Here is a 20,037-nt window from a genome sequence, read left to right on the forward strand (position 1 = left end):
GCCCTCACGCGTTCTCCCGCAGGGAGGCGCCGAGGGCCGCCCTGAGCTGGCGGGTCGCCGCCGCATTGGCCTCCGGATCGTCCGGCCGGGGCGTCGCGATGTCGAAGATCGCGTGGATGCGACCCGGCTTCGGGCGCAGGACCACGGCCCGGTCGGCCAGCACGGCCGCTTCGCCGACATCGTGAGTGACGAGGACGATGGTCGGCCGCGTCTCCGCCCAGAGGCCGAGCAGATGGCCGTGGAGATCCTGCCGCGTCACCGCGTCGAGGGCCGAGAACGGCTCGTCGAGGAGGAGCACCTTCGGTTGCGCCACGAAGGCGCGGGCGATGGCGGCGCGCTGCTGCTGGCCGCCGGACAGGTCGCGCGGCCAGCGGTCGGCATGTTCCGCGAGGCCGACCCGGTCGAGGGCGTGCGCGACCCGCGCGCGCCGCTCCGGGGCGCCGTGCCCGGCGAGGCCGAAGCCGACATTCTGCGCCACGGTGAGCCAGGGCAGCAGGCGCGGTTCCTGGAACACGAGCCCAACGCCGGGATGGGGCCGGTCGAGCGCCTCGCCGTCGAGGTGGATCGCCCCACCGCTCGCCGTATCGAGGCCGGCGGCGAGGCGCAGGAGCGTGGTCTTCCCACAGCCCGAGCCGCCCACGAGGGCGAGGATCTCGCCCGGCGCCACCGACAGGGTGATGCCGGCCAGCGCCCGCGTTCCGTCCGCGTAGGTCTTGGACACGTTCCGGAAGGTGAGCATCGCGGCCTCAGAGGATGTCGCGCGCCACGTCCTGCCAGCGCAGGAGCGGCCGGGTGAGGACGACGAGCACCGTGTCGGCCGCCTTGCCGAGGATTGCGAAGGCGAGGATCGCGGCCAGGATCTGCTCCGGCTTGCCGAATTGCTGGCCGTCCACAAGGAGATAGCCAAGTCCTTCGGACGCCCCCATCAGCTCGGCCGCCACCACGAACAGGAAGCCGAGGCCGAGGCCGGTGCGGAGGGCCACGATGGTCGCGGGCAGGATTGCCGGGAGCAGGATGCGCCGGGCCAGGGCCGGTTTCGACAGGCGGAAGATGCGCCCGACCTCCACCAGCTTGCGGTCGACGGAGGCGATGGCCCCCGACACGCCGACATAGACCGGAAAGAACACGCCGACGGCGATGAGCACCACCTTGGGCGTCTCCAGGATTCCGAGCCAGAGGATGAACAGCGGCACCCAGGCGAGCGACGGCACCGCCCGCAGGGCCTGGAATGCCGGATCGAGGAGGTGGCGCGCCAGCGGCAGGGTCCCGGTCACGGCACCGAGCACGATGCCGAGGCTCGCCCCGAGGGCGAAGCCGGAGGCGACGCGCAGGAGCGTGGCCTCGACGTGGACCCGGAGTTCGCCCGACGCGGCGAGGGCCGCCAGGGTGGCGAGGACCCGGCTCGGCGGCGGCACGAGGCGGCCCTGGGCGAGGCCTGCCCGGACGGCCAGTTCCCACCCGATCGCCAGGCAGAGCGGGAGGACCAGCGCCAGCAGGGCGCGGGCCGCGCTATCCCCACGGACGATGGGTCCGGACCCCGACGCGGGCGCGTCCCGGGTATCCGCTTCGGCCGCGCCGGCCAGCCCCGAGGCCATGCTCAGCGCTGCGCCGCTGCGGGCGAGAAGCGCGTGTCGATGAGGCCATCGACGGCGGCCGTCACGTCCGTTTCGGCCGGGATGACGCCCGCCTGCTGCAGGGCGAGGCCGGCGGCGCGGATACTCTCCGCCTGGACCGGTCCGATGATGGGCTGGCTCAGATCGGTCCGCGTCAATTGCCGGGCGATGACGGCGTCGGGCAGCTTGGTGGCGGTGACCAGGGCCTGCTGGACGGCGGCTGGATTGGCGAGGGCGTAGGTGCGGGCGCGCTCGTAGGCGGCGATGACCGTGCGGACGAGCTCCGGATGATCCCGGGCGAAGTCCTCGCGCACGTCGAGGACGCCCCAGGTGTTGGCGGCGGCATCGCGGAAGAACAGGACGTTGCCGCCCTCGATCTCGGCGGCCGCCATCATCGGGTCGAGGCCGGCCCAGGCATCGACGTCGCCGCGCTCCAGGGCCGTGCGTCCGTCGGCATGCTGCAGCAGGACGAGCTTGGCGTCCTTCTCCGTCAGGCCGGCGCCCTGGAGGGCGCGGATGAGGAAGATGTGCGGATCGGTGCCGCGGGTGACCGCGATGCGCTTGCCCTTGAGGTCCGGGGGCTTGGCGATGCCGCTATCCTTGTGGGTGACCAGGGCCGTCCATTCGGGCTGCGAGAAGGCGTAGACGGCTTTCACCGGATTGCCGTTGATCCGCGCGAGCAGGGCGGCGGCTCCGGCCGAGGACCCGACATCGATGGCGCCGCCGTTGAGAAACTCCAGCGCCTTGTTGGAGCCGAGGGACTGCACCCAGCGCACGCCGATGCCCTTGTCCCTCAAGGCTTCCTCGAGGAAGCCCTTGTCCTTCAGGACGAGGCTCACCGGGTTGTAGGTCGCCCAGTCGAGGCGGACCTCCTTCACCTCGGCGGCCAGGGCCAGGCACGGTGCCGCCAGGAGCGCGAGGGCACCGCAGGCGGCGGCCAGAAACGTGCGGCGCGGAACGGATTTGAGATGACGCATGGGACGCTCGCTCATTCATCGCGGCGGCCCGCGGGCCGCCGCCGGTTGGGGGCTCAGCGGCGCGGCAGGGAATGCAGCGCCTTCAGGAACACATCGACGTCGTGGCGGGTGTTGTAGAAGGCGAGCGACGCCCGCACCGACTGATCGACGCCGAACCGGCGCAGGGCCGGCAGGGCGCAGTGGTGGCCCGAGCGCACGGCGATGCCGCGGGCGTCGAGGTGGTGGGCCACCGCCTCGTTCGCGTGCCCGTCGACGACGAAGGACATCACGCTGGCCTTCTGCCGGGCGGTGCCGATGAGGCGCAGGCCCTTCACCTCGGCGAGGCCGGCCTGCGCATATTCGAGGAGGTCGTGCTCGTAGGCGGCGATGCCGGGCAGGCCGACGCTTTCGAGGTAGTCCAGCGCCGCGCCGAGACCCACGGCCCCGGCGATGTCGGGCGTGCCCGCCTCGAATTTCTCCGGCGCGCCCTTGTAGACGGTCTTCGAGAACGTAACGTCCTCGATCATGTGGCCGCCGCCCTGCCAGGGGGGCATCGCCTCGAGCAGGTGCGTCTTGCCGTAGAGGGCGCCGATGCCGGTGGGGCCGAACACCTTGTGGCCGGAGAAGACGAGGAAGTCGGCGTCGAGTGCCTGCACATCGAGGGGGATGTGCGGCGAGGATTGGGCCGCGTCCACCAGCACCGGAACCCCGTAGGCATGGGCGAGCGCGATGATCTCCGCCACGGGGGTGATGGTGCCGAGGGCGTTGGCGACGTGGGTCACCGAGACGATCTTGGTCCGGCCCGAGAGCAGGGCGGCGAACTGTTCGAAGATGAGTTCGCCGCGGTCGTTGACGGGGATCACCCGCAGGGTGGCGCCGGTGGCCTGGGTCAGGAGCTGCCAGGGCACGATGTTGGCGTGGTGCTCGATCTGGCTGACGATGATCTCGTCCCCCGGACCGACATTGGCGCGGCCATACGAATTGGCCACAAGGTTGATCGCCTCCGTGGTGCCGCGCAGGAAGACGATGTCGTCCTTGGAGGGTGCGTTGAGGAAGCGCCGCACCTTCTCGCGACCGCCCTCGAACAGGTCCGTGGAGCGCGCCGCCAGGGTGTGGGCGGCCCGGTGGATGTTGGAGTTGTGGCGGGCGTAAAACGCCGACGTGGCGTCGATGACGCTCTGCGGCTTGTGCGTGGTCGCCGCGTTGTCGAGCCAGACCAGGGGATGGCCGTTGATGCTCTGGTGTAGCGCCGGGAAGTCCTTGCGGACGCGCTCCACGTCGAAGGGCGCGGCGACGGGGCTCGCCCCCTGCGTCGCGACATGCGGCGCATGCCCGTGACCCTGGCCGTGGCTCGGCTCCACCCGGGGCGACGCGCTGCCCGGCCGGCTGCGGTCGGCGAGGAAGTAGTATTCGCCTTGCGAGAACGGCTCGTCGGCGATCTCGATCTTGTGGGGGGATTCCTGTTCGAGGGGTGATTCCCGGCGGGCCGCGTCCGGAGAGAGCCGGCCCGTGCGCGAAAAGGTCTCCTGGGCCTCGTCCTTGCCGTGGCTGCCGGGCGACGCCGGAACCAGCGACGGGGCGAGGCCGTGGGCGAAGCCGTTGGCGCGCGGATGGTCCTCGGCGATCGTGCGGTGAAGGTCGACGCCGCCCGGGATGGCGGTGGCCACCTCGGGCACCCTCGGCACGAAGAACTCGGGCAGGGCCCGCCCCGGGCTCCCGGCCTCGGGATGGACGGACGGAAACGCCGAGGGCTGGGCGAAGCCCGGCGGCTGGGCGAAGCCCGGCCCGGTCAGGCCCGGCAGGCCCACCGGCGGCGCGCCGAACGAGCGCGCCCCGAGCTTCGCGGCATCGGGCTGGAGACCCGACGGCGCCGAACCGGAGGGAATCGAGGGCGTAGCCGGATCCGCCTTGGGCACCAGGGGGTGGCCGAAGCCCTGGGGAAGGTTCTCCAGGGCCTGCGGTACTTGCGGGGTCTGCGGCAGGTTTGGGGTGAGGGGCGCGGACGCCGCCTGCCCCTGACCGTGGATCTCGCGGGCGAGGCGCCCGACGAGATCGGAATGCGCCGCATCGCCGAACACGCCCGTGGGGAAGCCGACGGACGGCGCGTCAGGCGTAGTCATGGTAATTGCCCAGGAGCACGTTATCGAGGCGCGCGATGGCATCCTCCACCAGGACGGCGGCGGAGAAGTAGCGGGTCACGAGGTGCGACGCGATGGAGTGGTCGTTGGTGCCCATGTAGCGCACCGACAGGCCGGTCTCGATCTCGCCGGTGACGCCGGATTTCTGCAGGCCGACCACGCCCTGCTCGTGCTCGCCGACGCGCAGGAGCAGGATCGAGGTGGTCTGGGCCCCCGTCACCGGATCGATGTCGATGGGCAGCTTGTCGCTCGGCACGATGGGCACGCCGCGCCAGGTGAGGAAGGGCGAGCCGAACAGGTGGATCACCACCGGCGGCACCCCGCGCCGGGTCGCCTCCCGGCCGAACGCCGCGATGGCGCGGGGATGGGCGACGAAGAAGGCGGGCTTCTTCCAGACCAGGGTCAGGAGCTCGTCGAGGTCGTCCGGGGTGGGCGGGCCGCCGCGGGTGGGGATGCGCTGGCGCTGGCTGACCTCGTGGAGCAGGCCGAACTCGGAATTGTTGAACAGCTCCCACTCCTCGCGCTCCTTCACGGCATCGACCGTGAGGCGGATCTGCTCGCGGAGCTGGTCGATCTCGTTGGAGTAGAGATCGGTGACGCGGGTGTGGGTGTGGAGGATCGTCTGGATCGTCGAGAGGTGGTACTCGCGCGGGTCCTCCTCGTAATCCACGAAGGTGGTGGGCAGGCGCGGCTCGCCGGTATGGACCGCGAGCAACTCGATGCCTTGCTCGCCGTGGGAATTGGTGTGGCCCTTCAGCCGGTCACGCTCCTCCACGTACTGGGTGATGCGCGAGCGGAGGCCCTCGTCCTCGATGGCGGCCCGGTCGAGGGTGAGCAGAGTCACCGCCGACAGCGCCTTCACGGCCGGGGCCGGCGTGTTCTCGCCGACGAGGTCGCCGTCGCCGAAATAGTCGCCGCCCGTGGCCAGACCCTGGCGCAGGCGACCCTTGAACGGGCCGGACAGGGTGAGTTCGACGGTGCCGTCGGCCACCACCGTGAGGCTGCGATCCGAGGACCCTTCCTCGGCGATGACGTCGCCGGCCTTGTGCTGCGAGGCCGTGAATCGGGAGGCCAGGGCCGAGAGCTCGGCGTCGCCGAGCCGGCTGAACAGGGGGATGCGGCGCAGGGAGGCCGGGCGCACGGTGCGGGCGCCACCCTTCTCCTGACCGTCGGCGGTGAGTTCGATGCGGCCGGGCTTGGCCAGTACGACGGCGCGGCGGTTGACCCGGTAGACGCCGCCGGCGACGTCGACGAAGGGCAGCAGGCGGTGGAACCAGCGCGGGGTGTTGGCCGCGTTCTGGACTGAGGTGACGGTCGCGGTGGCGAGATTACGTGCCGCGGAGGCGCTCACGCTCAGACCTGGTCCACTCATTGATTTCGTCTCCGTGTTCCGGCGAGGGCATGGGGCGGCCGCGACGCGACATGGGTCGCATCGGAACCGCGCCCGCCGCGCGCCCGCTCAGTGGCTGAATTGGTTTTGCTCGATTGGTTTTACTTGCCGATCCAAAGAACATTCGTTTCGGAAGCGGCACCGGTTTAGCTTCCAGAGTTCGGCCGGGTCAACGAAACGAATTTCTGTATTCAAGGAGATTCATGGAACACATCGATCGTCTTTGCCGGCTTGCACCCGGATCGATTTCTTTTGGAATGCCTTGAGAGAAGATCCGCCTGGGCCCGGTGTGTTTCGTAGAAGGGCTCCGCCGGAAAATTCTTTCAGATTCCGTCGCCGAAGAACTGATCCATGCTCATGGCCGGGTCTTCGGCGGTCGTGATCCGCGACACCACCCGCGCGGGCACGCCCGCCACGGTGGTGTGGGCGGGCACGTCGTGCAGCACCACGGCCGCCGCCGCGACCTTCGCGCCCTCCCCCACCCGGATGTTGCCGAGCACCTTGGCACCGACGCTGAGCAGCACGCCGCGCTCGATCTTCGGGTGGCGGTCGCCGCTCTCCTTGCCGTTGCCGCCCAGCGTCACCGATTGCAGGATCGAGACGTCGTCGGCGATCACCGTGGTCTCGCCGATGACCACGCCGGTGGCGTGGTCGATGAACACCCCCGAGCCGATCCGCGCGGCCGGATGGATGTCGGCGCCGAACACCTCCGAGATCCGGCTCTGGACGTGGAGGCTCAGGGTCGCCCGGCCCTGGTGCCAGAGCCAGTGGGCGACCCGGTAGCCTTCCAGGGCCGCCAGACCCTTGTAGAACAGGAACGGGTCGAGGTAGCGCCGGCAGGTCGGATCACGCTCCCGGATGGCGACGAGGTCGCGCACCGCGTGCGCCCCGGCATGTGGGTCCGCCTCGAAGGCGGAGAGGCAGAGATCGCGCATGGACAGGCGCGCGAGGTCGCCGTCGCCGAGGCGGTGGGCGAGGCGATACGCGAAGGCGTGGGAGAGGCTGGGCTGATCCAGGATCGTCGCCTGGAGGATGCCGGCATAGAGCGGCTCCTCGACGATGGCCGCCTCCGCTTCCGCCCGCATGGCCCGCCAGACCTCGGCTTCCGCGGTGGTGTGGCTGGTGTTGCGCAGGGGCGGCCGCGTGAAGCCGGGGCGGGCGATGCCGGCCTGGAGGGCGCTCGTCATTCGATCCAATCCTGCGATGGGGGCTGTGGCGGATGGGCGGCCGTTCAGGCGACCCGCGTGAACAGCGAAGCGATGTAGCCGACGAGGACGCCGTGCCCGGCGAACTCCACATCGACGGCGAGGGGCTCGCCCCGCGCGGGATGGATGCCGACGACCCGCCCCGTGGCATGGCGCCAGATGCCCAGCACCTCCGCCACGTCGAGCCTCGCGAACACGACCTGATCGCCCTGAACCATGGTGTCGTCTCCCTGTGCCGGACCCGCGGGAGCGAGATCCGGACCGTGAGTGATTTCTTTCTTCCGAAGATCGTTTTATGGTTATGTCTGCTTCGATCTTATCGTTTCACAGTAATTATATTGTATTTGTCCTTATTGTACGACAGTGATCCGTGCATTCCAAGCTTTGGTGCGATCGATTTCGCATGAAAGGTCGGACCGGTCGTTGCCGGCCCGTCCAGCCGCCTTGCGGGAAAGCGGAAGAAACCACGCGCATGAGGCGCCAGATTCATGGAAAATGGCGCGATACGGACGAGTTGATCGAGTTGTTTCACGGGATGTCGAAAGATCCGTCCAATCGTACGGTATGACCGGGGACCATCTCACGACGAAAAACCTTGCCGCAATCTTGGCTTTCTGCGGTCTCGTCGTGCTGATGGTCCAGGACAGACCGAACTGGAACGCGACGTGTCTGGCGATCCTGTGCCTGATCGCCTGTGGTTGCCTCTGGCTACTGTCGCGACGGCCCCCGGTCCGGCGGGCCCCGGCCCGACGAATTCATGTCGAGATCATTCCGCCCGATGAATCCGGCGCTCGGAGGCTGAGGCTGCTCGAAGGTCATCCGGGCGAACTGGAATTCCTGTCGCCCGGACGGCCCCCGGCCTCGGTTCAGCAGCGCCGCCTGTCGCCACCGCGAAAACGATAGGGTCACGACGAAGACGGGGGTGCGCCTCGAAGCGGCCAGCGCGCATCCCGGCCGGGGCGGAACGGTCCGGACTTGGGGCTCCCCGGAGGTACCCTCAGGGCAGGCGCGGACCGAAGAGGGAGGAATGTTGCGACCAATTCGGCTCTCGTTCGTTGACCCGGCAAGCTGTTCCCACCGACGCGCTGCGCCGGGGGACTTTTGAACCCGACATCACGGAGCCATCCATGAAGACCTTCATCGTTGCAGCCACCCTCGTCCTGTCGCCCTTGGCCCTGTCCGCAACGGCCCAGGCTCAGGGTACCATCCGGGGTGCGGAGCGGGGCGTCGAGGACGGGAACCGGGCCGCCGGACCCGTTGGCGGCATCGTCGGCGGTGCGGTCGGTGCCGCCACCGGAACGGTCGGCGGCGTGCTCGGCGTCGATCCGGACCGTCGCGAGGACCGGATGGAACGGCGCGAGGAGCGCATGGAACGGCGCGAGCGCCGCGACCGCTGAGCCATCCACGGTCGGCTCCGGGTATCCGGGGCCGCATCGTCGATCCCAATCACTCGGGCGGCATCTTGCCACCCGAGTTTTTTGCATTCGCCGGTCGTACCAGCCCGGGGGTCAGTCGATCACTTCGACGATCCGGCGGGTCGCAGGGTCCACGAGGACCGGCAGGTCGTTGACGATCGTGTAGTTGTAGCCCTTCAGGGCGAATTCGGGCGGCACGTCGTAGTACACGACGCCGCCCTCCGGCAGCACAGTCCCGACCCGGACGGCCCCCGCATGGGCGAAGGACGGCCGCCGCTCCCCGCGCGTGTAGATGCGGAAACGCTCCCGCCGGTCGATCCCGAGAATCTCGTTGGCCGTTCCGACGGCACCCCCGATGGCACTTCCCACGGCCGCCCCCAGGGGACCGGCGATGTTGCCGCCGCGCTCGGCCCCATCCTGTGCTCCGCGCGCGAGGCCCTGTGCCTGGGCCGTGACGCCGAGGCCGCCGGCCCATAGGCCCAGGACGATCAGTGTAATCCGCATGGGTTTCGGCCTTCCGGGCATCATCGACGGGGCATCCATTCCGTGAGGCGACCGTCTTACGCGCGGATGGACACGGGCGCACCCCTCGGCGGATGCACCATGTCGCGGGTCGGCTCGAAGGCCCCCCGAGGGCCCTGCCCCGGAGCCCCCTTCGGCTTCAGGCGTCGCCGACCGGGTGGTGGTCCATGCTCTCAGGACCCTGTGCAGGCCGAAGCTGCGCGCGGGCAGGAGGGCGCGTTGAACTCAAAGGCTGGATGGATACCGTCCGGATGTCGATGCCAAAGCGCAAGCCGCATCCCGCCGACGGAGCGGAAATCCGGGCGGACGGCGGATGTGGTGACCGCAGTCCCGGCGGCCGGTCAGATTTGGATGACCCGGATGTTGTTGGTGTTGCCGACCGTGTGGAACGGGATACCCGCGGTGGTGACGATCATGTCGTTGGGCTTGGCGAAGCCCTCGTCGCGCGCATGCTGGGCGGCCTTGGCCGTCATCTCCTCGTAGGAATCGACGTCGTCGGTGTGGACCGGATGGGTGCCCCAGAGCAGGCTCAACCGCCGCGCGGTCGCGACGTTCGGCGTCAGGGCCAGGATCGGCACGGCCGGACGCTTGCGGGCCACCCGTGCCGCCGTCGTCCCGCTCGTCGTGTAGGTGACGATGGCGCTGGCATGGACGGCTTCGGCGAGCACCGCCGTCGCGGTGGCGACGGCGTGCGGCGGCGTTTCCGCCTCGCCCGGCTGCGAGGCGGCGACGATGGAGCGGTAGAGCTTGTGTCCCTCCACGCTGCGGATGATGCGGTCCATCATCGAGACGGCCTCGACGGGATAGAGCCCCGTCGCCGATTCCGCCGACAGCATGACGGCGTCCGCGCCGTCGTAGATCGCGGTGGCGACGTCGGAGGCCTCGGCGCGGGTGGGCGCGGGGGCGCCGACCATGGAGTCGAGCATTTGGGTCGCGACGATGACGGGCTTCACCGCGAGCCGGCAGGCGCGGATGAGTTCCTTCTGGCGGCCGGGCACGTCCTCGTGCGGAATCTCGACGCCGAGGTCGCCGCGCGCCACCATCACGGCGTCGGAGAGCCGGATGATGTCGTCGATGCGCTCCAGGGCCTGCGGCTTCTCGATCTTCGACATGATGCCGGCTCGGTCGCCGATGAGGGCGCGGGCCTCGATCACGTCCGAGGGCTTCTGGACGAAGGAGAGGGCCACCCAGTCGACCCCGAGGTCGAGGCCGAAGGCGAGGTCGGCGCGATCCTTCGCCGTGAGCGGCGACAGGTCGAGCAGGGTGCCCGGCAGGTTGACGCCCTTCCGGTTCGAGATCGGGCCGCCGTTGATCACCTCGGCCTCGATCGCTCCGGCCTCGAGGCCGACGACGCGAACCCGCACGCGGCCGTCGTCGATCAGCAGATCCTGGCCCGGCACGACGGCCGCGAAGATCTCGGGGTGGTGCAGGGGGATCGACCGGCGATCCCCGTCGCTGCCGTCGAGGACGAAGCGCACGGTCTCGCCGGTGACGAGGTCGAGGCGGCCGCCTGTGAGCGTCCCGATGCGGATCTTGGGACCCTGCAGGTCCTGCAGGATGCCGATGGGTCGGCCGACCTCCCGTTCGAGGGCGCGGATCGCGGCGTGGACCGCGGCGTGATCGGCCTGGACGCCGTGGCTGAAGTTCAGGCGGAAGGTGTCGACGCCGGCGAGGAACAGGGCCCGGAGTTTGTCGGGTGCCGAACTGGCGGGACCGACGGTGGCGACGATCTTGGCGTGGCGGTGACGGCGCATGGCTGATTCGGCCTCGCGGCCGCCTCCTCGAGGGGGATCGGACGTTCGGGCTCGCACGGACATCCGTCGGGGATCGGTCTTCGGTCCGGCGAGGATTTCATCGTCCCGGGGTTTGGGCAAGGCGTCGCGCCCGACGAACTCCTTCCCCTGCCCGAGCGCTCTGCCCCTGTCCAAGCGCTTCGGGCTCAAGCCCCTGCGCCCGGATCGGAGGCGCGGGCACGGGTCATCCTCGGTCCGAGACCGGCGCGCCCGTCAGGTCAGGCGAGCGAGTGCGATGGAGATCGTTTCCCCGGCCGTGAAGGTATGGCGCGTGGTCTTCGGCGGATACAGGTCGCCGTCGCGGGCGCGCCGCAGCACCTCCAGGCGGGTCGGGCACCAATCGTGGCGCCACGAGCCGAGTTCGACGCGCTCGTAATCGAACATCCGCACGGGCACGCGGGCAAGGCCGAGCTGCAGCGCGGCGGCGTGGCGATGGTGCCCGTCGAGGATCGCCAGCGACGCGCGCTCGACGCAAATGGGCTGCGTCCAGGCCTGCCCCGCGACGATGAGGGCGATCACCGCACGGACCCGATCGGGGTGAAACGCCTCCGTCGGGCGCAGGTCCGAAGGGGAGATCAGGATGAGGTCGGTGCCGGTCATGCGGCGTGTCCGCTCCGGTCGGTGGCGTCGAAGAAGTGGCGGTCCGGGTGGGCGTGGCGGAGGAAGTCGTGGTGGGAGATGTCCCAGCCATAGGCACCGGCCATGAGGAAGCAGACGCGGTCGCCGATCCGGACCCGCTCCACCGGCACGTCGTGGGCCAGGATGTCCTTGGGCGTGCACAATTCGCCGGCCAGGGTCAGCCGTTCCCCCGCGATTTCCGGCCGGGGCCAGGGATGGGGCCAAGCGTCGCGGGGCACGACGACGAAGGGATGGTCGTGCCCCCAGGAGCTCGGCAGGCGGAAATGATGGGTGCCGCCGCGCAGGAGCGCGAAGGCGCGCCCGTGCGACCGCTTGAGGTCGACGATCTCGCACAGGTAGGCGGCGTGATAGGCCGCCACGATCCGTCCGCACTCGAACTGCACGCGCGGCGCGCCGACCCCGAGGGGAAACAGCGCCCGGGCGAAGGCCTCCGTGTCGAAGCGCCAGGCGGGGTCGGCGTAGTCCACGCCCCAGCCGCCGCCGAGGTTGACGATCCGCAGGTCGAGGCCGTGCGTCGCCGCCCAATCGCGGGCGAGGCCCAGCTGCGCGGCGCAGAGGGCGGCGTGGCCGGCGGCGTCCCGGTCGTTCGAGACCGTGTGGAAGTGGAACCCCTCGAAGCGCAGACCCGGGCAATCGCGCAGGATCTCGATGGCCTGCGGGATCATCCCCTGCTCGATCCCGAACTGCGTCGCGGCCCCGCCCATGGTCAGGGTGGCGCCCGGCACCGGACCGGTGAGGTTCACCCGCAGCAGCACCGGCAGGATCGCGCCCGCCTGCCGGGCCACCGCATCGGCGAGGCGCAGCATGTGGGGGCTCTCCACGTGCAGGCGTTCGACGCCGTTGGCGAGGAGGAGGCGGATGTCGTCCGCGGTCCGGGCCGGCCCGCCCATGACGATGCGGGCCTGCGCGCCGACGGCCTCGCGCACCCGCAGGACCTCGCCGGCGGAGGCGACCTCGAACCCGCTGACACGGGGTGCCAGGGTGCGCAGGATGCGCGGGTCGTTGTTGGCTTTCACGGCGTAGAAGAAATCCACCGCCGCCGGCAGGGGCCGGCGCAGGGCATCGACCTGGCGCCGCAGGGCGTCGAGGTCGTGCAGGAAGGCGCAGGCCGGGGCCTCGCCTCCGGTGGCGGCGGCGATCTGGGCGGGGGTCGGACGGTACGGGGTCATGGCGCGGACGGCTCCGTTTCGCGCCAGGCGCGATGGGTCTCGGCGAGGGCTCGGCGCAGGAGGCCACGGTCGTTGGCGAGGACGAGGCCGCGGTGGCCCTCGGCGCGCAGGCGGGGCAGGTCGGACGCGTCGCGCGCGATGGCGAAGGCGTGGGTGCCGGCGGCCCGGCACTCCTCCGCGAGTTCCGTCCCGGCCGCCATCACCGCCGGGGCACGGGTCTGCCAGGGCCGGCCGATGGTCTGGGCGTAGTCGGCCGCCCCGAGAATCAGTCCGTCGATCCCGTCGAGGCGGGCGATGGCGCCGGCCGCGGCGAGTCCGTCCGGGTCCTCGATCATGGCGATCACCAGGGTCTCGCGGTCGAGGCGCGCCGCGAGGTCGGGCAGGTCGCAATCGCCGTAGCGGCCGAGGCGTCCGGCATTGACCCCGCGCCGGCCGCGCGGGGCGTAACGCGCGCGGGCCACGGCGGCCTCGGCGTCGGCGACGCCCCCGACGCGCGGCACGACGATGCCGGCGGCCCCCGCATCGAGGCACTGGAGAGTCCGTTCCGAGCGCGCGTCCGGCACCCGCACCAGGGCGCTGAGTCCGGCCCGGTCGGCGGCGGCCAGGAGATGGTCCAGGGCGGCGCCGTCGATGAGGGTGTGTTCGAGGTCGACGAGGACGAAGTCGAACCCCGCCACGGCGGCGATCTCGACGATCTCGGGCGCCGGGATCGAGACGAACAGGCCCCCGGCCGGTCGTTCGGCATCGAGGCAGCGCCGCAGGCGCAGGCGCGCGCTCATGCCGGGAGGCTCCGGGCGAGGGGCGCCAGGGGGTTGGGGCGCCGGCGCCCGGCGGCCCCGGCCGGATCGAGGCGGCGCCGGGCGAGATCCTCCACCACGAGGGTCTCGGCGGCGATGCGGTAGCGCAGGGCGCCCGCCCGCGCCGCCGGCCAGGCGGCGCAGTGGAGGCGCAGGGCGTCGACGATCCGGTCCCAGAACCGCATTTCGGGGTAGCCGAACCAGAGGTCGAGGCACCAGCCGAGTTCCGCGAGGTTCACGCCCAGGAGGGCGTCGAGGACGAAGTCGCGCACATCCTCCACGTCCCGCGCCTCGACGTAGGAATTGGCGTTGATCCGGGCGTGCTCGGCCGGCGTCGGCACGAGCAGCGGGCGCGGGCCGGCCAGGAGCTCGGGCACGAACCGGACCCCATCGTGAAAATCCTTGAGGGCGACGCGGGTCGGCCAGCCGTCGCGGTGGAGCAGCACCATGTTCTGCTGGTGGCTTTCCACGGCGATGCCCTGCGCCAGCAGGAGGTGCATCACCGGCAGGAGCGCTGCCCGCAGCAGGGCGTCGACCCAGGGTTCGGCGCCATGCCGGGCGATCCAGTCCGCGATCAGCGGGGCCGCCCCGTCGCGGTGGGTGAGCGCGGTGAACGGTACCGCCGCCTCGGTGCCGAGATGGGGGGCGACGGGATCGCGCCAGATCGCCGAGAGGGCGCCGTCGCGATCGGCCTCGGGCGGCACCGTCACCGCGACGCCCATGCGCTCGGCGAGCAGGATCGTGCCCGAGCCCCGCAGGAACGGGTCCCCCGCCCTCACCGCCTCCAGCCAGGCGCTGACGATGGGGGCGTTGAGCACCGTGTGGGGCGCGAGGGTCCGGGCCGTGGAGGTGTTGCGGATGGAGAGCGCAAGCTTCAGCGTCGGCGCATGGGGCGCCGTGCGGTCGGCGAGGGTGCGGATCGACTGCTGGGCAGAATAGGCGTGGCGGGCGGGCCCGAGGGGAACGAGCGTGCCGTCGCGGCGCAGGGGCGCCGTCGCGGCCTCCCCCAGCCGCTGCCATTGCCAGGGATGGACCGGCACCAGGTGGTAGTCCCGAGGCCGCCCGCCGCGCTCGGTGATCCGGGCGGCGAAGGCCGCGCGGGTCTCCGGGTCGAGGCTGAGGGCGATGAGATCCGCGTCCTGCCCGTCCGGCACGCCCATCGCCGTCGCCTCCGCGATCGACCGGTGGGCGGCGATCCAGACCGGATGGATCGGCGCGCCGAATTCGGGGCCGAAGGCGCGGTTGTCGGCGGGGCTGAAGCCGATGCGGGACTTGAAGCAGGGATGGTAGCGATGGCCGTCCGGCAGCGCGCCTTCGAGGTCGTCGTAGGGAAGATCGGCGAGGGTCCGGCCGGCGCCGTGAAGCAGGGCGTCGGCGTGGTTGTGCTGGGTCCGGGCGAGCTCGTCGGCGAAGCGGGCGTGGTCGGCGGCCCCGCCCGGCAGGTCGGGCAGGAGGTCTTCGAGGAAGGCGGCGGCCCGCGTCACCGGGCCGTCCTCCGTCGCGAGGCTGCCGGGCTCGATGAGCACCCGCCCGTAGGCGTGCATGCGGCGAGCACGGGCCCGGTAGCGGCGTCCGGTGCCGGACGGCGCGAGGCTCACCGCGAGGGCCGTGTCGGGTCCGACGAGCCGGACGACGGAACCGGGCAGCAGATCCTCGTGCAGGAGGGCGCCGAGCAATTGGCCGGCGACGCGCCGGCCGGCCTCGTCCCAGGCCCCGTCCCAAGTCCCGTCCCAAGCCCTGTCCCAGGTCATGTCCTCGCAAGCCGTTTCGTCCGGGTGGGATTGCGCGCGGATGCCGACACGCAGGGGATTCGCGATTGCCACGTAGTCCGGGCGCTCGCCGCGCCCGGCGAGGCAGCTCGCGAGGTTGGCCTTGGCCGGCAGGGTCTCGGCGCCGAGGAGGCGGTCGATGAGCGCACGGACCTCCGGGGATTCGTCGGCCGTCGCGAGGGTCCGGCCGAGGCCTGTCCACAGCGGGGCCTCGTCGATCCCGGCGGCGCGCGCCACCGTGGCGACCACGTGGGCGACCTGATTGACCACGAGGTAGTAGACGAGGCGCGCCCATGCCGCTTCCCCCGTGTAGCGCACCGTCGGATCGAGGGCGTGACCGGGGGCGGCGCGGGCGAAGGTCGCGGCATCGATGCTCACGCCTTCGAGGTCACGCACCACGAGGCGGGCCGGCAGCCCGTCCGCCAGGGCGAGGAGGCTGTTCTGCGCATGCGCCTCCAGGCCGATGCCGGTGGCGGCGAACAGGCGGAGGGGCGGCAGGATCGCGACGCGGGCATAAGCCGCGATCCAGGCCGCGGCAGCCGCCGGACCGGTGAGGTCGCAGCCCATCTCCGCGAGGATCGGCCGGCCGTCCCGCGGCGAGGGTTCGAGGAGGCCGGCGACCACGAAGGCTGTTCGCCCTGGGCCCTCGCGCACCAGGACGCCGGTGACGGCCTCCAGCTCCGGACCGTCGAGGGCGAGGGCTCCGCGCTCGCTGAGGATGTCGAGGCCGGCCTCCGCCACCGCGCCCGCGACGGCCCGGAGGGCGCGGGCGGCGGCGAGGCTGCGCGCCAGGTGCTCGCGGCTGTTGGTGCGCGCGAAGTTGGTGATCCGCGCGGCGATGGGCAGTTTGAGGAACAGGTTCGCCGTTTCGCTGAACACCGTGCGGACCGAAGAGGTCGGGCGCACCGGCGCACCGCCGGGCGGAGTCAGTTCGAGGCGGCCCTCGGCCATGAGGGCCGTCACCGTCGGGTCGGCGGCGAGCCGGGCCGCCTGCCAGGGATGGCTCGGGATGAGCACGCGGCCGGCGATCCGTTCAGGCGACAGGCCGGACAGGGCGGTCAGGGCCTCCTGCGTCGCCGCTTCCGCCCCGGCCTCGCGCCACTGGCCCGCGACGAGATCGGGATCGGCGAGGAACCACCGCAGGGCGAAGGCCGCCCCCCGCTCGGGCGCGTAGGCCGCCGCGTCGGCGTCCGTGAAGCCGTCGACGCTCTTCGCCAGCGGGTGGAACGGGTGACCGTGCCAGAGGCTCTGCTCCAGCCCGGCGGGGGTGCGGTCGGCGGCGCGGCCGGCGCAGGCTGCGGCATGGGAACGGGCGCGCTCCAGCCCGTCGAGGACCCGGCGCTTCGTCGCCTCGCGCACGGGCGTCGCCTCGGGGACGAGGGCGTCGATCATGCGGCGGGCGAGGTCGGCCGGGTCGTCGAGGGGCGTCGTGCGCCCGTCCGCCGCCCGCAGGCGCAAGGGGCCCCAGGCATGGAACCCGCCCGGCGAAGCGCGTAGGCACGGCGCCAGGACGGTGTCCGCGCCGATGGGAATCACCCGGATCTCGCCCCCGACGGGGTCGGGGCCATCGCCCGCTTCGCGGAGCCAGGTGTTGAGGAGGCGTTCGAGACCGAGCCGGGCCCAGGTGGCGGCGACGGGGTCCGGGCGCGGTTCGGTGAGAGGGTGCGTCATCGGGCACGGCTCCGGGCTGATGGGATCGGACGGGTGCGCGCGGCGAGGAGGCCCACGGCACCGGCGAGGGACAGGCCGGCCGCCGCCCACAGGGCGCCGCCGGGACCGAACGGGGCGAGCACGAGCCCGCCCGCCAGCGGGCCGACGAGCTGGCCGACGGTGAGGCTGGCCCGCGCCCGGGCGATGCCGGCGACGCGGCCGGGGCCGGCGGCGTCCATGGCGGCGAACAGGGCCGGGGCCTGGCCCGCGTACAGGCCCCCCTGGGCCAGGCGCAGGGCGACGATCGCGGAAAGGCCGGGGCCGAGGGGGATGGCCGCGAAGGCGAGCCCGGCCCCGACGAGGGCGAGCGCCAGGGCCGGCACCGGCGCCACGGCGTCGATGCCCCGGCCCCAGGCGGGGAGGATCAGCAGGGCGGCGAGCCAGCTCAGGCTGTGCAGGCCGCCGATGAGGCCGGGGGTGTAGAGCGCAGGATCGTGCGCCGTCGCCCAGGCGGGGAAGTACGCCACGAAGGCGAAGGCGCTCGCACTTCCGCACATGCCGGCGAACAGGAGCGGCCCTCCGCGCATCCGGCCGGCCCCCTCCGCGGCGGCGGGCTCCGGCGGCACGGCACGGAGGGCCGGGGCGGCCAGGAGCGCTGCGAGGACAGTCAGCCCACCGCCGAGGAGCATCAGCGCGCCGAAGCGATCGCACTCGAAGGCGAATCCGCCGAGCACCGGCCCGACGAGGCATCCGGCGGCCGATGCCTGCTGCATCCGGGTGAAGCCCGCGCCCGAGGTCCGGCCGGTGGCGCGGAACGCCAGGGCCAGGACGACGCCGCCCCCCGCCGCCCCCTGCATCAGACGGGCGAGGACGAGGAGGGCCGGATGCTCCGCCACGGCGATCATCGCGCAGCTCAACCCGCTCACGGCGCCGGTCCACAGCAGCAGGCTCCCGAGGGAGGCGCGGTGGGCGAGCCGCGTCCAGACCGGCGTCAGGGCCAGGGTGGTGACGGCCGGGGCGGCGAGCGCCAGGGCGGTCCAGAGGGCGGGCGACGCGCTCATCCGGGCGACGGTGAGGCCGAGGAAGGGCAGCAGCGCCAGGGGCACCGCCGTCACCAGGACCTGCAGGGCGAGGAGGGCGGCGGCGCCCGGCGCCGGACCGCTCATGGCGGGCTCCCGCGCCAGAGCGGGTTCGGCGCGGTGCCGACGTGGCTCGGCATTGCGGTGCCGAGGGTACCGGCGGCGAGGAGCGGCGCCAGCACCGCCTTGAACGGGGCGGTCTCGCTCCCGAGCATCCGCGCGGCGATCCCGTCGCGGCGCGGCGCCGGGATGTCCGCCCGCGCCAGCACCCGCTCCACCGTGGCGATCAGGATGGTGCGGGCGGAGTGCAGGGTGAACCCGGCACCGGCCGCCGCGAAGGTTTCGGCGACGGCCCGCAGGGCGACATCGATGGCCAGGGTCTGCACGTAGGCGAGAAGATCCTCCGGCCGGCGCAGGAGCAGGGTGTTCCGCACCGGATCGGTGATCAGGTAGGCCGGCACCGGCAGGCCGGCCTCGTCGAGCCAGGCGGGGGCGCAGCGCACGGTGTCGTGGTCGCGCAGCAGCAGGCGCGCCGGCACCCCGCCGGCCATCAGCACGAGGGCGTTCTGCCCGTGCAGTTCCGGCACGAACCCGAGGCAGGCCCCGCCGAGGGCGGTGCCGACGACGAGGTCGGCGAGGTCGGAGAACAGCACGGGCAGATCGGCGGCCCCGAGGCCGAGGGCGCGCACCACCGGTGGCAGGCCGCCCAGCGGCGCCACGGCGAAGGTCGCGAGCGGCACCGGCACGGCGCCCTCCGTCGGCAGGCGCCGGATGGCGCAGCCGAGCTGGGCCGGGCGGTTCGCGTAGAGGTCGCCGTCGGGCTCCGTGACGTGCCAGAACGCGGCCTCGTCGGCCAGGGCCACGTGGCGTGCGAACCACGGGTCGCGGGCGCGGCCGGCGGCGAGCAGACCGGCGCCGTGCAGGCCGTTGTGCAGGGATTGCGGCGGCAGGGTGCGCCGGACCCCGAGGGTCTGCACGTCCAGGGGCAGTTTCAGGTGCAGGCCCGGCCGCGCCGGGAACGCCAGGGTCCGCAGCGACGAGGTGGCGGCGGCCAGCGGCCCCTGAAAGGTCAACGGGATGAAGCGGCCATCGGCGAGTTCGTCGGCGAACTGTCCCGGCAGGATGTGCACCGCCTGCCAGGGATGCACCGGCAGGGGAACGTGCGTGGCGCCGAGGCCGCGCCGGCCGAGTTCGGCGTCGAGATGCGCGCGCTGGCCCGGTTCCAGCAGGGCGGCGGCCGGGCCGGCCGGATCGGCACCGGGCGCCGCGGCGACGCGACCGCGCGCGACGGCGTACCAATCGAGGGGGAAGAGGCGGCCGTGCTCGGCGCCGTAGGCGACGGCCTCGTCGGGGCTGAACCCGTGGCGGGCGCGCCCGAGGGGATGGAACGGCCGGTCGCGCCACGCCGCGAGGCGCTCGAAGGCCAAAGTCGATCCGGCAAGGACCGATCCGGCAAGGGCAGATCCGGCAAGGGCCGATCCACCGAGCGCCGCGGTCTCCAGCGCCTCGGCCGTATCGACCCAGAGGGCAGCCCCGTCGAGGATGGCGCGGCCCTGCGCGACGGTGCGCCGGGCGCTGCCTTCGGGCAGATCGGGGACGAATGCGAGGATGCGGGCGAGGAGGTCGGCCGCGTCGAGGTCCCGCGCGCCGGCGGCCGCTTCGTATCGGACCGATCCGGCGAGGCGAAGGCCCCGGCGCCAGCCGTCCGGCACCATCCGCGCCCGCAGGTGCCCGGCCCCGAGGACCAGGGCGTAGTCCCGCGCGCCGTCCGCGCCCCGAGGGTCGCCGAGGGCGGCCCGCGTCCTGAGGCCGCCGATATCCTCGATCCAGAGGGCATCGAAGGTCTCGGTGAGGAGGTCGCGCGCGAAATTCGGCCGGTGGTCGAGAAATGCCAGCACCGTG

The 20,037-nt window shown here is 72.4% G+C and carries 16 protein-coding genes; 1 reads left to right on the forward strand and 15 read right to left on the reverse strand.

Annotated features, from left to right (window positions below; translation table 11 throughout):
• Positions 1-4 precede the first annotated feature (4 nt).
• The 7 genes from ASF28_RS11295 to ASF28_RS11325 form a co-directional block, all read right to left on the reverse strand.
• Positions 5-739 carry an ABC transporter ATP-binding protein gene (locus ASF28_RS11295; protein WP_056092202.1) on the reverse strand — a complete coding sequence of 245 codons (735 nt, stop codon included), beginning with the start codon at positions 737-739 and terminating at the stop codon, positions 5-7.
• Between the two features lie 7 nt (positions 740-746).
• Positions 747-1,595: an ABC transporter permease gene (locus tag ASF28_RS11300; RefSeq protein ID WP_157085565.1), complete on the reverse strand. Its 849-nt coding sequence runs from the start codon at positions 1,593-1,595 to the stop codon at positions 747-749.
• A 2-nt stretch (positions 1,596-1,597) separates the two neighbouring features.
• A complete protein-coding gene (locus ASF28_RS11305; protein ID WP_056092206.1) occupies positions 1,598-2,590 on the reverse strand; it encodes an aliphatic sulfonate ABC transporter substrate-binding protein in 993 nt (330 codons plus the stop codon).
• 53 nt (positions 2,591-2,643) lie between these two features.
• Entirely contained in the window at positions 2,644-4,689 is a 2,046-nt protein-coding gene (locus ASF28_RS11310) for a family 2A encapsulin nanocompartment cargo protein cysteine desulfurase (protein ID WP_056092211.1), read from the reverse strand.
• Positions 4,676-6,079 carry a family 2B encapsulin nanocompartment shell protein gene (locus ASF28_RS23590; RefSeq protein WP_056092213.1) on the reverse strand — a complete coding sequence of 468 codons (1,404 nt, stop codon included), beginning with the start codon at positions 6,077-6,079 and terminating at the stop codon, positions 4,676-4,678. The genes ASF28_RS11310 and ASF28_RS23590 overlap by 14 nt, the downstream gene beginning before the upstream one ends.
• A 341-nt stretch (positions 6,080-6,420) precedes the next feature.
• Positions 6,421-7,284: a serine O-acetyltransferase gene (gene cysE, locus ASF28_RS11320; protein WP_056092216.1), complete on the reverse strand. Its 864-nt coding sequence runs from the start codon at positions 7,282-7,284 to the stop codon at positions 6,421-6,423.
• Positions 7,285-7,328: 44 nt separating this feature from the next.
• Positions 7,329-7,520 (reverse strand): hypothetical protein, encoded by a 192-nt coding sequence (locus ASF28_RS11325; protein ID WP_056092219.1) that lies wholly within the window; start codon positions 7,518-7,520, stop codon positions 7,329-7,331.
• 909 nt (positions 7,521-8,429) lie between these two features.
• Between ASF28_RS11325 and ASF28_RS11330 the strand changes: the two genes are divergently transcribed.
• Positions 8,430-8,699: a hypothetical protein gene (locus tag ASF28_RS11330; protein WP_056092222.1), complete on the forward strand. Its 270-nt coding sequence runs from the start codon at positions 8,430-8,432 to the stop codon at positions 8,697-8,699.
• A gap of 111 nt (positions 8,700-8,810) precedes the next feature.
• Here the strand turns inward: ASF28_RS11330 and ASF28_RS11335 are convergent, their stop codons facing one another.
• The 8 genes from ASF28_RS11335 to ASF28_RS11370 form a co-directional block, all read right to left on the reverse strand.
• Complete coding sequence (locus tag ASF28_RS11335) at positions 8,811-9,221, reverse strand: DUF1236 domain-containing protein (protein ID WP_056092224.1); 411 nt, start codon at positions 9,219-9,221, stop codon at positions 8,811-8,813.
• A 359-nt stretch (positions 9,222-9,580) separates the two neighbouring features.
• Entirely contained in the window at positions 9,581-10,993 is a 1,413-nt protein-coding gene (pyk, locus tag ASF28_RS11340; RefSeq protein ID WP_056092226.1) for a pyruvate kinase, read from the reverse strand.
• A gap of 252 nt (positions 10,994-11,245) precedes the next feature.
• Complete coding sequence (locus ASF28_RS11345; protein WP_056092229.1) at positions 11,246-11,632, reverse strand: ParB N-terminal domain-containing protein; 387 nt, start codon at positions 11,630-11,632, stop codon at positions 11,246-11,248.
• Positions 11,629-12,840 carry a type III PLP-dependent enzyme gene (locus ASF28_RS11350; RefSeq protein ID WP_056092233.1) on the reverse strand — a complete coding sequence of 404 codons (1,212 nt, stop codon included), beginning with the start codon at positions 12,838-12,840 and terminating at the stop codon, positions 11,629-11,631. The genes ASF28_RS11345 and ASF28_RS11350 overlap by 4 nt, the downstream gene beginning before the upstream one ends.
• A complete protein-coding gene (locus ASF28_RS11355) occupies positions 12,837-13,619 on the reverse strand; it encodes an HpcH/HpaI aldolase family protein (protein ID WP_056092237.1) in 783 nt (260 codons plus the stop codon). The genes ASF28_RS11350 and ASF28_RS11355 overlap by 4 nt, the downstream gene beginning before the upstream one ends.
• On the reverse strand, positions 13,616-17,077 hold the full coding sequence (locus ASF28_RS21785) for an IucA/IucC family protein (protein ID WP_082476492.1): 3,462 nt from the start codon (positions 17,075-17,077) through the stop codon (positions 13,616-13,618). Before ASF28_RS21785 ends, ASF28_RS11355 begins: the two co-directional genes overlap by 4 nt.
• Positions 17,074-18,222 (reverse strand): hypothetical protein, encoded by a 1,149-nt coding sequence (locus ASF28_RS22860; RefSeq protein ID WP_056092240.1) that lies wholly within the window; start codon positions 18,220-18,222, stop codon positions 17,074-17,076. Before ASF28_RS22860 ends, ASF28_RS21785 begins: the two co-directional genes overlap by 4 nt.
• On the reverse strand, positions 18,219-20,033 hold the full coding sequence (locus tag ASF28_RS11370; protein ID WP_056092244.1) for an IucA/IucC family protein: 1,815 nt from the start codon (positions 20,031-20,033) through the stop codon (positions 18,219-18,221). The genes ASF28_RS22860 and ASF28_RS11370 overlap by 4 nt, the downstream gene beginning before the upstream one ends.
• Between the last annotated feature and the right edge of the window lie 4 nt (positions 20,034-20,037).

Source organism: Methylobacterium sp. Leaf99 (genome assembly GCF_001422375.1).
Taxonomy (GTDB): Bacteria; Pseudomonadota; Alphaproteobacteria; order Rhizobiales; family Beijerinckiaceae; genus Methylobacterium.